Below are 12,448 nucleotides of genomic sequence, written 5' to 3' on the forward strand. Positions count from 1 at the left end.
CCCATACCTACGAGGAGACAGATGTCCACCGTGCCGCGCCGCAGGATCGGAACCTGCGGCCCCGAAGCCTCCGTCCTGTCCCTGGGATCGTGGCACACCTACGACCGGATGGATTTCGCCGACGCGGTCGCCCTCGTGCGCCGTGCCGTCGACCTGGGGATCAACCTGTTCGACGTCGGCGTCTACGGCTTCCCCGGGCACCCGCCGGTCTTCACCGACGTGCTGTTCTCGGCGATCGTGCGCGCCGCCGGGATCGCCCGCGACGACTACCTGCTGTCGGAGAAGCTCTGGCTGGAGGGCTACCCCGAGCAGCCGCTGCGCGACCAGCTCGAACGCGCCCTGTTCCGCGTCGGCGCCGACCGGGCCGACCTGGTCGTCCTGGGCGACATCCGGCGCGCCGACCTCGACCTGCGGCGGCTCGCCGCCGACCTGGCCGACCTGGAGGCCGCCGGGCTCGTCGGCTGCTGGGGCGTCAACAACTGGTCGGCCACCTCGGTCCGCACGCTGCGCGACCACGCCCTGGAGGCGGGCTCGCCGGGGCCGCAGCTCGCCCAGCTCAAGTACAGCCCGTGCCGCCGCTCCATCCCCGACGGCGAGCCGTTCGCCGCGCTGTTCGCCGAGGGCATCTCGCTGCAGGCGTCCGACGTCATGGAGGGCGGCATCCTGGCGGGCCGGGCGACGCCGACCCGCGAGATCGGCCGCGACCCCGGCGGGATCCGCGACCAGATCATGGCCGCCGCCAAGGGGCTCGCCGAGGTCGCCGCCGACCTGGACGCCACCCCGGCGCAGCTCTGCGTCGCGTTCACGCTCACCCACCCGGCCATCTGCACCGTGCTGTTCGGCGTCACCCGCATGCGGCAGCTCACCGACAACGTCGGCGCGCTCGCGCTGCTCGAACGGGTCGGCGCCGAGCGGCTGCGCGAACTGGTCGAACCGTTCTGGGCCGACCGCGACGCCGTCGACCCCGAAGGGCCCTGATCCCGCGCACGCCGCCCCGGGGAATGTCGGGCCGCGCGCGTATCGTGATCTCATGCCCGACATCGAGGTCGCCGGCCGCGAGGTACGCGTGACGAGCCCCGACAAGGTGGTGTTCCCGCAGGCCGGGATCACCAAGCTCGACCTGGTCCGCTATTACGAGCGGGTCGGCGAGGCGGCGCTGCGCGGCGTCCACGGCCGGCCGATGGTGCTCAAGCGGTTCGTCAAAGGCATCGAGGAGGAGCCGTTCTTCCAGAAGCGGGCCCCGGCCAAGCGGCCCGCCTGGATCGAGGTGGCCGAGCTGCGCTACCGCTCGGGGCTCAGCGCCGAGGAGGTCGTCTGCACCGACCTGGCGCAGCTCCTGTGGGTGGTCAACCTGGGCTGCGTCGACCTCAACCCGCACCCGGTCCGCGCCGACGACCTGGCCAGCCCGGACGAGCTGCGCATCGACCTCGACCCGGTGCCGGGCGTCGGCTGGGCCGACGTGCTGGCCACCGCCCAGGTCGCCCGCGAGGTGCTGGCCGACCACGGGCTGACCGCCTGGCCCAAGACGTCCGGCTCGCGCGGCTTCCACGTCTACGCCCGCATCGAGCGGCGCTGGCCGTTCGCCCAGGTGCGCAAGGCGGCCGAGACCGTCGCCCGCGAGGTCGAGCGGCGCGCCCCCGGCCTGGCCACCAGCCGGTGGTGGAAGGAGGAGCGCCACGGCGTGTTCGTCGACTTCAACCAGAACGCCTACGACCGCACCGTCGCCTCCGCCTACTCCGTGCGCGCCGTGCCCGACGCCCGCGTCTCCACCCCGCTCACCTGGGACGAGGTGCCCGGCTGCGACCCGGCCGCCTACACGGTCGCCACCGTGCCCGGGCGGCTGGCCGAGCTCGGCGACCCGTGGGCCGACATGGACACCCACCCCGGCTCCCTCGACGGCCTGCTGGAGCTGGCCGAGGATCTGGGCCCGCCGCCCAAGCCGCCCAAGGGCAGCGGGCGCCGCGTGCAGACCCGGCCCGTCATCGAGATCGCCAAGGCCCAGCACAAGGACGAGGCGCTGGCCGGGCTGGAGCGCTGGAAGGCCCGCCACCCCGACGTGGCCGCCCTCCTGGAGCCCGCCGACGTGCTCGTCGACGGCATGCGCGGACGTAGCAGCGTGTGGTACCGGATCCGCGTCAACCTGCAGAACGTGCCGGAGGACCGGCGGCCCCCGCAGGAGCCCCTGGAGTCCGACTACGACCCCTGGACCTGACGCCCGCGTGGATGCCCGCGTGGACGCCTGCGCGGGCTCGCCGTCATGCGGCCTGTCGTCACTCGTCTGCGGTGATGACCTGGGACGCCTGGTAGGCGGCCTCGCGGGGGCCGTCGGCGCGCACCTGGCGCAGCAGCGCCCGCCACGGCTCCGGCCAGCCCGCCCGCGGCCCGCACTCCGCCGCCAGACCCACCGCCAGCAACGCCGCCACCTCGGCCGTCACCTCATCCGTCCCCAGGTCCGGGGGCTGAAGGGCGGCGAGGCGCTGGGCGTGGGGGAGGACCCGGTCGGCGGGGACGTCGTCCGCCGACCGGGCGAGGGCGTGGGCCGTCGTGACGGCGGCCAGGACGCCCGGGACCGTCCGGGTCAGCCGGTCCAGCACGGCGTGCGGGTCGTCCCAGTCGACGGTGGCGGCCAGGAGCTCGGCGGCGAGGTGGGCGGGCAGCTCGGCGGCCACCTCCGCGACCACCGCCGCCGCCGGCTCGCGGTCGGCCCGGTGCGCCTCGCACAGGTCCGACACGACGGCGGCCAGCCGCTGGGCGGCCGGACGGTCGCGGTCGGCGCCCGCGTCGGGCTCGGCCGGCGCGGCGGCCAGCGTCCGTACGGCCCCGCGCAGCTCGGCCGTCCCGTGCCCGGAGCACGCCGCGCTGACCAGCCCCCGCGCGGCGGCCCTCCAGCCGGCGGTCTCGTCCAGCCCGGAGAGAAGCCCGGCCAGCCGCTCCACGGCCTCCGGCGCGTACGCGGCCCAGCGGGGCAGCGTCTCGACGGCGATCAGCCGCGTCCGCCGGTCCCGCGCCCGCGTCGCGGCCACCACCAGCCCCCCGTACGCGACCCGCCACCGCTCAGGCACCGCCAGCGGATGCACCCCGAGCACCGGAGCCGCCACATCCCCCGCCGCACCGTCACCCACCACACCGCCGTCCGGGGAGGCCGGGCCGCCGTTCGTCGCGCGGTCCGCGGGGGAGGGCGAGGGGTCGCTCGCCGGGGAGCCGGCCGGGGCGCCTACGGCTTCGCGTAGGAGGGGCCAGGCTTCCGGGGCGGGGAGGAGGCCGAGGGCGGCTGAGACGATGGCCACGCGGACGTCCTTGTGCTGCCCGTCGGCGTGCCAGAGGTCCCGCAGGGTCCCGATGGCGCCGGGGGCGCGGTGGCGGGCGAGGAGCCGGACGGCTTCCTTGCGCGCGGTGACCTTGCCCCCGGCGAGCACCGGCTCCAGGGCGGCCGCCAGCTCGGCGGGCGGGGTGAAGCGGGCCGCCCGCGCCGCCGCGTACACCGCCACGTGCGCGTCGTCGCCGCTCGCGCGGGCGAGCAGGGCGGCGAGCACGTCCTGGGGCCGGGCCGTCCACGGGAGCGCGGTGAGCGCGGCCCGCCGCAGCAGCGCCTCGTCCGATTCCAGGTGGCGGCGGAGGCGCCCGGCCTCGACGCCGGGGATCTCGCCCAGTGACCGCACGGCGTGCGCCCGCTCGCCGGTGGGCAGGCCGCCCTGGCCCGCGACCTGTTCGAGCAGCTTCACGTACGCCTCGCGCTGCCGGGCGGTCCACCGCAGGACGGCCCGGCGGGGGACGTGACGCACCTGCCGCACGTCGCTCCTGGCGAAGCGGCCGGAGGGGGCGCGCCGGCCGAGGACGGCGTCCAGCAGGTCGGTGCGGTGCCACACCAGCGCGGCGAACACGCTGCCCACGGCCACCGTCGACGGGTCGGCGGCCAGCAGCCCGGCCACGCGCTCGCCCCGGGTGCGGGGCGGCTCCAGCCAGAGGTCGATCGCCTCGATGGCGGTGAGCTCGCTGACCGCGGTCAGGGCACGTCGCAGCGCCTGTTGCAGCTCGGGCAGGTCGTGGCCGCGCCGCCCGAGCGCGTTGGCGAGCAGGAAGGCCAGCTCGTGCCGGTCGCGGCGGCCGCCTGCCTCCAGGTGGGGCGCGAGCCGCCGCACCAGCGTGACCTCCTGGCCGCGCCGCAGCACGCGCGACAGGTGGCTGAGCGAGGCGGTGCCCACGTAGCCGGTCAGCCGGTCGAAGGCGCGCAGGCCGTACTCCAGCAGGGCGGGGTCGTCGCGCGCGGCCCCCTGCTCGAAGACGCGGGTCGCCAGGCGGGCCAGGGCGAGCCGGGTGTGGTAGGAGCAGTCGCGGGCGGCCAGCGCGTCCTCGACGAGCCGGTCGAGGCCGGGCACGTGCTCGGCCGCGAACAGCCGGGGCGGGACGGCGGCCAGTGCGGCGAGGGCGGCCTGGCGTACCGGGTCCTGTTCGTTGCGCAGCCGCCCGAGCGCGCCGAGCAGGCGGATGAACACGGCGGGGTCGCGGTCGCGCCCGGCGCAGGCGATCAGGTGGCCGTACCCGATGGCCCGGTCGGCGCCCTCGGACCGGCGGGTCGCGGCCAGCAGGGCGGGCTCGGCGTCGGCGTAGGGCAGGAAGGCGGTGATCTCCAGGGTGCGCGCCGGGTCGTCGGCGACGGCGCGCAGCCCGAGCATGCGCCGGGCCTCGGCGACGCGCGGGCGCAGCGGCAGCACGTTCAGCAGGAACGGCGACGGCAGCGCCCGCGACCGGTCCACGCCGGCGGTCGCCGCCTCGAACACGGCCCCCCTGCGGCCCGGCGCCACCGCCCGCAGCAGGTTGATCAGCGCGGGCTCGTGGTCGCGCACCGCCCGCCCGGCCTCGCCGAGCCGGTCGTCGGGCAGCGCGGCCAGCCGCCGCCGGATCGCGGCGCGCCGCAGCAGCCCGGCGAGCTGCGCCTGCCGCCCGGGGACCAGGTAGAGGGCGAGCGTACGGTCGGGGTCGGCCTTCAGCAGCAGGCTCACGCACCGGGCGCCGCGCGGGCTCCAGTGCTGCTCCAGCACGGTGATCACGCGTCCGGGAGCGTGCGCGGCGGCGGCCTCGACGCCGGGGCCGCGCGTGAGCCACCACGCCGGGCGGAGCGGGAGCGGCAGCCCGGCCAGCGCCGATTCGGCGTGCCCGAGCACGAGCAGCGGGTGCCGCCTGGCCAGCGTGCGCCAGTTGGGCACGGCGTGCTCCAGGCCGGGCAGCAGGGCGGCGGCCAGATCGGCGGGGCAGGCCGGGAGCAGGCTCGCCGCCTCGCGGTCTCCCCACCGCTGCCGCACGTCGTCGATGAGCAGCGCGGCCAGGTCGCCGCGGCCGTGACGCCGGATCGCCCGGTAGACCTCGGCCCGCCGCGCGGCCGGGCCGGTGCGGACGATCCGCGCGACGACCTCGTCCGGGGCGCCGAGCTTGACCGCCGAGACGATCGCGTAGCGGCCGACGTCCGGGTCGGGGTCGCCGGTGGCCCGGGCGATGTGGGGGAGGTCGCGGGCCGCCGCCGCCAGCCGCACGGCGAGGAAGCGCTCGTACGGGCCGAGCCGGGCCAGGCCGTCGAGCAGGCCGCGCAGCTCGGGCCGGCCGGCCAGGCGCCGTCCGTGCTCGGCCAGGCGGCGGCACCGCTGCCCGTGCGCGAGCTGTTCCACGTCCTTGATCAGAGCATGAGGCCGCATAACTGCCCCATTATGGGGGCTTGCGGCGTCAGCCGCGGGTCGGCCGCTGGTAGCCCTCGTCGCCGCCGTAGACGTGCCGGTCGGGGTCGCGTTCGGGCTGGTTCGCCGGGCTGGTCGGCGACGCGGTGTGTTCCTCGGCGAAGTCCTCCGACGGCATCGGCGGCGGGTTCAGGTAGTCGTGCCAGGTGATCCGGCCCCTCGGCATGGCGTCGGTGGTCAGCGCGCCCTTGCGCTGGGCGGCGGCGACCTTGCCCGGGTAGCGCAGGGGCGGGCACAGCCGCCGCAGCCCTCGGGCGGCCAGCCAGGTCCTGACCAGCTCGGACGTGGCCAGCACGTGCGGCCCGCCGTACTCGGTCACGGCGCGGCCCGGTCCGTCGGCGAGCAGGCCGGTCACCCGGGCGGCGGCCTCGCCCGCGTCGAGCGGCTGCCACGGCAGCGACCGGTCGACCGGCAGCACCGGCGAGCCGGCCAGCCCGCGCAGCACCTGGTCGAGCCGCTGGTGCAGGTGGGTGACGCGGAGGATGGTGAAGGGCAGGCCGCTCTCCCTGACGAACCGTTCTGCCTCGGCCCGGCGGCGCATGGGCCCGGACCGCCCGGCCCCGACGGCGGAGACGTGCAGCAGGTGCGTCACTCCCGCCTCCCGGGCGGCGGTGACGAGCGCGCGGGTGCCGGTGGCGTCGACGGTCAGCGCGCCGGGCGCGGTGCCGGGCCGCGACAGCAGGTCGCCCGCCGTCGCGCGGTCCAGCGCGGCCAGGTGGACGACGGCGTCGCAGCCGGCCACGGCCTCGCGCACGCCGTAGCCCGTGGCCAGGTCGCCGCGCACCCAGGTGACGTCACGCCGGGGCTGCTCCTCCCGGCTCAGCGCCCGGATCTCGTGGCCGGCCCTGAGGAGGGCGGGCACCGCGGCCCGGCCGAGCGTGCCGGTCGCGCCCGTCAGCATGATGAGCATGACCAGCACCTACCCACCAGGCCCCGGACATGCCCGTCAGCCCCCGGCCGACGGGGCGGCGGCGCGGGCGATGCCCGCCGCGGCCGCGCGCAGCGGCTCCACCAGCCGGGGCAGCTCGCGGGCCCGCCGGGCGGCCAGCACGATCCCGACCGCCGCGATGGCGCGGCCCTCCACGAGCACCGGCGCCGCCGCCGAGCACGAACCGGCCGTCATCTCCTCGTACGTGAGCGCGTGGCCCTGCGCCCGCACGGCGGCCAGCTCGCGCGCCAGCCGCCCCGGCTCGGTGATGGTGTGCGCGGTGGGGCGTTCGAGGGTGCGCGCCAGGTAGGACTGCACGAACCAGTCGGGCTCGTGCGCCAGCAGCGCCTTGCCCACGCCCGTCGGGTGCATCGGCAGCCGCCCGCCGGTCCGCGACACGATGGGCACGGCGCGCCTGCCGTACACCTTGTCCACGTACAGGACCTCCATGCCGTCGCGGACGGCCAGGTGCACGTTCTCGCCGGTGCTCGCGAACAGCTCCTGCAGCCACGGCTGCGCGACCTCGCGCAGCCGTCCGGGCGCGAGCTGGCCGAGCTCCCACAGCCGAAGCCCGACGCGCAGCCGCCCGCCGGGGTCGCGGCTGAGCGCCTGCCACCGCTCCAGCTCGCCGACCAGCCGGTGCGCCGTCGCCAGGGCGACGCCGCTGCGCTCGCTGATCTGCGTGAGCGTGAGCTCGCGGTGGGTGGCGTCGAACGCGCCCAGGATGGCCAGCACCTTGGAGGTGACCGTACGGCCCGGCTCGCGGGCGCCGCCTGACATGTCGCCATTCTTCCACTGAGCGGAAGCCGGTTCTCGATCCGGGGCCCGGCGGGCAGCATGCTGTGCTCATGCGAACTCAGGTAGGGATCATCGGCGCCGGACCGGCCGGCCTGCTCCTTTCTCACCTGCTCCACCTGCGCGGCATCTCCTCGGTGGTGCTGGAGAAGCGCAGCCGCGACTACGTCGAGCGCCGGGTCCGCGCCGGCGTGCTGGAGCAGGGCACGGTCGACACGCTCGTGGAGGCGGGCGTCGGCGGGCGGCTGCTCCGCGAGGGCCTGCCCCACCACGGCATCGAGCTCCGCTATGGCGGCGCGGGACACCGCATCCCGTTCGAGAAGCTGGTGCCCGGCCGGGCCATCACCGTGTACGGCCAGCAGGAGGTGGTCAAGGACCTCATCGCCGCCAGGCTGGAGGCGGGCGGCGACGTGCGGTTCGAGGTCGAGGACGTGGCGATCCACTCGCCGGAGGACCGGCCGTACCTGACGTCCGGCGGCGAGCGGCTGGACTGCGACGTGATCGCCGGGTGCGACGGGTTCCACGGCGTGTCGAGGCCGTCGGTGCCGCCGGGCGTGCTGCGGACCTACGAGCGCGACTACCCGTTCGCCTGGCTCGGCATCCTGGCCAGGGTGGCGCCGTCGTCGGAGGAGCTGATCTACGCCAGGAACGAGCGCGGCTTCGCCCTGCACAGCATGCGCACGCCCGAGATCAGCCGCTTCTACCTCCAGGTGCCGCCCGACGCCGACGTGGCCGAGTGGCCCGACGAGCGGATCTGGGCCGAGCTGAAGGCCCGGCTGGAGACGGTGCCCGGGTTCGCGCTGACGACCGGCGAGATCATCGAGAAGGGCGTCACGCCGATGCGCGGCTTCGTCACCGAGCCGATGCAGTACGGCCGCCTCTACCTGGCCGGGGACGCCGCCCACATCGTGCCGCCGACCGGCGCCAAGGGGCTGAACCTGGCCGTGGCCGACGTGCGGGTGCTCACCGAGGCGCTGGCCGCGTTCTTCCACGACGGCTCCACCGGCCTGCTCGACGGCTACTCCGAGGCGTGCCTGAAGCGGGTGTGGCGGGCCCAGCACTTCTCGTGGTGGATGACGACGCTGCTGCACACGTTCGACTCCGACGACGACTACGGGCGCCGGCTGCAGCTGTCCCACCTGGACTACGTGACGTCCTCGGAGGCCGCGGCCACGACGCTTGCGGAGAACTACGTGGGACTGCCCTTCCCCTGAGCCGGCCGCCCGGACGTGGGCGGGACGGGTAAAGGGGTTTTGGCATGGTTTAGGGTTTGATGGTGCTTTTTGCGGATGGATGGGCGGCTGCGCCGCTGCGCTCGGTCATGCAGACCCTCGGGCAGGACCAGCTCGCCAGGATGACCACGGACCCCGGTCTCGTCGCCGCGGTGGACCAGCACGCCGCGGTGCTGCGGGACGCGATCCCGCTGGATCGCGAGACGCTGGGCGACTACCTGCTCGGCTTCCTCGACGAGCTGCGGCACCGGGGCTGGGCGTTCAGCGGCGAGCCGGACGCCGCCGCCCTCCGTCTGACGGCGGTGTGCTGGCTCGCCCGCGAACGGGGCTTCCTCGAGGGGGAGCTCCCCGCCTGACGCGCCGGGACCGGCCGGGCGGCCGGTCCCGTGAGGCACGTCAGGGTTCCCGGTAGTCGGACCGGGTGGCGCCGCCCGACTGGACGTGCGGAGCCTCCTCGGTCATCTGCTGGGCGTCCCCGCGACCCCGCTGGTACGCCTCCGCGTGCGCCCTGGCCTGCGGCGCCTCCTGCTCGATCCGGCCCAGCCAGCGTTCCCACCGCTGCTGCATCGGCCGGACGAGACCGCCGCCCACGCCGATGGCCGCGATGGCGCCGAGCGTCGCCAGCACCGTGATCAGCACCGGGATCGTGACCGCGGTGGCCACCCCGATCTGGTTGAGCGCGGCGATGATGCCCAGGGCCCAGATGAACACGGCGGCGGCCGTCGCCAGCCAGCGGCCGTACGAGAGCTCGCCGAGCGCACTGGAGATGATGTCCCGGACCGCCTTGGCGATGGCCCCGGCCACCACGATGATCACGATCGCGACCGCGGCCAGTGGCAGCCAGGCCACCACGCCGGTGAGAAGCGTCGAGATCGGGTTCGGCCCGAACACGCTGAAGGCGATCTGCAGCGTGATCAGCAGCAGCGCGTAGTACAGGAGCTTCGACAGCAGCCCGCTGGCGCCGTAACGGCTGCGTTCCTGCCACCGCCCGGCGGCGCCGCTGCGTGCCACCGCGCGGTCGAAGCCGACCCGGTTCAGCAGCTTGCCCAGGACCTTCGCCAGCACCTTGGCCACGATCCAGCCGATAATGAGAATGACGACGAATGCGACAAGCTTCGGAACGAATGTCGCGATCATCCGCCAGGCATCGGATATGCCTTGGCCTATGTTGATGTCCACGGTTTCCTCCTCCGAGGAGCCAATGCCTGCGCGCTACCCGCTCAGCGCCCCGATATACACGGAGAGCGACGATAAATGCGGGTTTTTGGCATATTTGGTCAACGGAGAGTAATGACATGGCTTGGCGGAGGCCGGGAATTCGGATGACAAGCCTGTCGCCGTGCGCCTAGGGTGCCGCGCATGGATCAGTGCGACTGCGGCGCGGAAGCCGGCCCCCTCGGCCTGTGCGAGGACTACTACTACGCGATCCTGGCCGAGGAGCAGGGCGATCCGGAGATGTACCGCTGGCACGCCCCCGTCGTCTGCGCCTACCTGCTGCAGCACCCCTCCCGGGGGCACGCCAAGTACCTCGACACCCAGTTCCGACTGTTGCAGCTCTGCCTGGACCAGGGGATCGAAGCGCTGCTGCGGGTGGCGTCCCACCAGGTGGCGCGCAACCGGCACGGGGTCCGGTCGGGATACGACATGGCGCCGCTGGAGCCCTACGCGCCGCTCCCGCAGGAGGGGCCGCCGGAGCGGTTCCGCACCGGGTTCGCCGCCCTGCCGTGCGACGACGGCAGCTTCGTCGCCCGGGGCCACGAGGACTACGGCCGCCGCATGACGGCCATCGCCCAGGCCACCGTGGACGCCTGGTTCGGCCGCCCCGCCGGATGACGAAAGAGCCCCGGTCCTCCATCGGAGGCCGGGGCGTTTCGCGGTCGGTGGTGGACGATACTGGGATTGAACCAGTGACCTCTTCCGTGTCAGGGAAGCGCTCTCCCGCTGAGCTAATCGTCCGGGATTGAGTTGTCTCAGAGCGGAAGACGGGATTCGAACCCGCGACCCTCACCTTGGCAAGGTGATGCTCTACCACTGAGCCACTTCCGCATGGCGTTGCACTTACTTTAGCCGATCCTGACGAGTCCGCCGAACCGCACCGAGGTGGAGACGGGATTTGAACCCGTGTAGACGGCTTTGCAGGCCGCTGCCTCGCCTCTCGGCCACTCCACCAGGAGTTGAACTCCGAGCGGAAGACGGGATTCGAACCCGCGACCCTCACCTTGGCAAGGTGATGCTCTACCACTGAGCCACTTCCGCGTGTTTCCGGCACTGAACCGGCCACGGGAAAACCATATCGCCTCCTGGGAGTGCCCGTGCGCACTGTGAGGCCCCTGTGGCGAAAATCAGCGGATGACACGGACGTCGTCCGCCCGGACGAACGCCACCCGGTGGCCGAGCTGGATCTGGTGGTAGCGCAGCCGTCCCTTGACCGTGACGTGCCGGGCCGGGTCGAACGAGCGGGCCGAGTGATAGCTGCCCGTCAGGCTCTGGCCGAGCGCGTACGTCTGGCCGGGGGCGAGCGTGTAGGGCAGCGGGGCGTGCTGCTGGACCGGGGCGCGGGTGCCCGCAAAGGCCGACCTTTCCGGGAAGGCGCGGCCGTACACCTTGACGCCCGGGCGGACCGGCGTGACCAGCGGCCCCCGCGCCGCCACGGACGTCGGGCGCGCGGACGGGTCGTGGAACCAGGCCTTCTGCCCGAGATACCAGATGGCCGTCCAGTCGCCCCGCCGCTCCGCCAGCCCGAACCGCTGCCCCGCCGACGCGCGGGCGCTGTGGTCGTAGACGCTGTACGTGCTCGGTGCGCCGGGCCGCTTGCCCGCGTCGTCCACCAGCGGGGCGTCCTCGCGCGGCTCGGTGCGCAGCCACACCGCCGACGCGCCGTGCCGCGGGCACCGCCCGGCCGGCCTGGCCTTCACGCAGCCGGTGAACCTGGGCCGGTGCTCGTCGTACGACGGCAGCACCAGCACCGACCCCGGGCCGCTTTCGTCGCCCGCGAACCCGCCCGTCAGCTCGTACGCCGGCCCGTCGTGCCCCGGCCGCTCGAACGGCTTGCCGAGCAGGTCGAAGTAGTGCGCCCAGTCCCAGTACGGGCCCGGGTCGTCGTGCATCTGCGGCAGCGTCTTCGCCGACGTGCCGGGGACGTTGTCGTGGCCCAGGACGTGCTGGCGGTCCAGCGGGATGCCGTGCCGGTCCGCCAGGTAGCGCACCAGCTTGGCCGACGCCCGGTACATCGCCTCGGTGTACCAGGTGCCGCCCTGCGCCAGGTACCCCTCGTGCTCGATGCCGATCGAACGGGTGTTGACGTCCCAGTTGCCGGCATGCCAGGCGATGTCCTTGTTCCGCACGTGCTGGGCGACATGCCCGTCGCGGGAGCGGATCGTGTAGTGCCAGCTCACGTACTTCGGGTTGCGCACCAGCGAGGGGATCCCGGCGTAGGTGCCCTCGGTGTCGTGGATGACCACGTAGTCGATGCGGCGGGCGCGGTCCAGGCGGTCGTGGTTGCCGTGGTCGCCCTTGCCGGTGCGCGCGTACGCGGCGGGCATCCACTCGCAGGCCAGCGTGTGCGGGCACTCGGCGTGCCCCTTCGCCCGGCGCAGCGGCGCGGGGCCGGGCAGGCGCGGGTTCGCGGGCAGCCGCACCACCGATCCGTCGTGGGGGGTTGGGGGGCCCCCCCCCCCCCGAACACCCCCCACCCCCCCCCCGCCCGCGCCCGCCCCCCCCGACCCGGGGCAGGGCGCCGTACCACCCGGCCGGGGGGCGGGGAGGGG

The 12,448-nt window shown here is 74.8% G+C and carries 10 protein-coding genes and 4 tRNA genes; 5 read left to right on the top strand and 9 right to left on the bottom strand.

From position 1 onward, the window contains the following. Window positions 1–21: 21 nt before the first annotated feature. Both AB0G11_RS45310 and ligD read left to right on the top strand, forming a co-directional pair. On the top strand, window positions 22–978 hold the full coding sequence (locus AB0G11_RS45310; protein WP_357593198.1) for an aldo/keto reductase: 957 nt from the start codon (window positions 22–24) through the stop codon (window positions 976–978). Window positions 979–1,030: 52 nt separating this feature from the next. Continuing rightward, window positions 1,031–2,212 (top strand): non-homologous end-joining DNA ligase, encoded by a 1,182-nt coding sequence (ligD, locus tag AB0G11_RS45315; RefSeq protein WP_357593200.1) that lies wholly within the window; start codon window positions 1,031–1,033, stop codon window positions 2,210–2,212. Window positions 2,213–2,270: 58 nt separating this feature from the next. On the opposite strand, the gene AB0G11_RS45320 is transcribed toward ligD, so the two are convergent. The 3 genes from AB0G11_RS45320 to AB0G11_RS45330 are packed head-to-tail and all read right to left on the bottom strand — an operon-like array spanning window position 2,271 to window position 7,434. After that, complete coding sequence (locus AB0G11_RS45320) at window positions 2,271–5,687, bottom strand: hypothetical protein (RefSeq protein ID WP_357593201.1); 3,417 nt, start codon at window positions 5,685–5,687, stop codon at window positions 2,271–2,273. A 28-nt stretch (window positions 5,688–5,715) separates the two neighbouring features. Then, window positions 5,716–6,636: an NAD(P)H-binding protein gene (locus AB0G11_RS45325; protein ID WP_357593203.1), complete on the bottom strand. Its 921-nt coding sequence runs from the start codon at window positions 6,634–6,636 to the stop codon at window positions 5,716–5,718. 36 nt (window positions 6,637–6,672) lie between these two features. Further along, a complete protein-coding gene (locus AB0G11_RS45330; RefSeq protein WP_357593205.1) occupies window positions 6,673–7,434 on the bottom strand; it encodes an IclR family transcriptional regulator in 762 nt (253 codons plus the stop codon). 68 nt (window positions 7,435–7,502) lie between these two features. On the opposite strand from AB0G11_RS45330, the gene AB0G11_RS45335 reads away from it, so the two are divergent. Beyond that, complete coding sequence (locus AB0G11_RS45335; protein ID WP_357593207.1) at window positions 7,503–8,663, top strand: 4-hydroxybenzoate 3-monooxygenase; 1,161 nt, start codon at window positions 7,503–7,505, stop codon at window positions 8,661–8,663. Between the two features lie 62 nt (window positions 8,664–8,725). Next, a complete protein-coding gene (locus tag AB0G11_RS45340; RefSeq protein ID WP_357593209.1) occupies window positions 8,726–9,037 on the top strand; it encodes a DUF6401 family natural product biosynthesis protein in 312 nt (103 codons plus the stop codon). Between the two features lie 40 nt (window positions 9,038–9,077). Here the strand turns inward: AB0G11_RS45340 and AB0G11_RS45345 are convergent, their stop codons facing one another. Beyond that, window positions 9,078–9,854: a mechanosensitive ion channel family protein gene (locus AB0G11_RS45345; protein ID WP_219511128.1), complete on the bottom strand. Its 777-nt coding sequence runs from the start codon at window positions 9,852–9,854 to the stop codon at window positions 9,078–9,080. A gap of 186 nt (window positions 9,855–10,040) precedes the next feature. Here AB0G11_RS45345 and AB0G11_RS45350 point away from each other — a divergent pair, with 186 nt between their 5' ends. Continuing rightward, complete coding sequence (locus AB0G11_RS45350; protein ID WP_357593211.1) at window positions 10,041–10,514, top strand: DUF5946 family protein; 474 nt, start codon at window positions 10,041–10,043, stop codon at window positions 10,512–10,514. A 48-nt stretch (window positions 10,515–10,562) separates the two neighbouring features. Here AB0G11_RS45350 and AB0G11_RS45355 read toward each other — a convergent pair. The 5 genes from AB0G11_RS45355 to AB0G11_RS45375 form a co-directional block, all read right to left on the bottom strand. After that, window positions 10,563–10,637, bottom strand: a tRNA-Val gene (locus AB0G11_RS45355). 18 nt (window positions 10,638–10,655) lie between these two features. Further along, window positions 10,656–10,727: transfer RNA gene (locus AB0G11_RS45360), tRNA-Gly, on the bottom strand. Between the two features lie 52 nt (window positions 10,728–10,779). Beyond that, window positions 10,780–10,850: transfer RNA gene (locus AB0G11_RS45365), tRNA-Cys, on the bottom strand. A gap of 15 nt (window positions 10,851–10,865) precedes the next feature. Beyond that, window positions 10,866–10,937 (bottom strand) — tRNA-Gly (locus AB0G11_RS45370). Window positions 10,938–11,023: 86 nt separating this feature from the next. Next, a complete protein-coding gene (locus AB0G11_RS45375) occupies window positions 11,024–12,319 on the bottom strand; it encodes a peptidoglycan recognition family protein (protein WP_357593213.1) in 1,296 nt (431 codons plus the stop codon). Between the last annotated feature and the right edge of the window lie 129 nt (window positions 12,320–12,448).

The sequence above is a fragment of the Nonomuraea sp. NPDC023979 genome (assembly GCF_040639085.1).
Lineage (GTDB): Bacteria > Actinomycetota > Actinomycetes > Streptosporangiales > Streptosporangiaceae > Nonomuraea > Nonomuraea ceibae.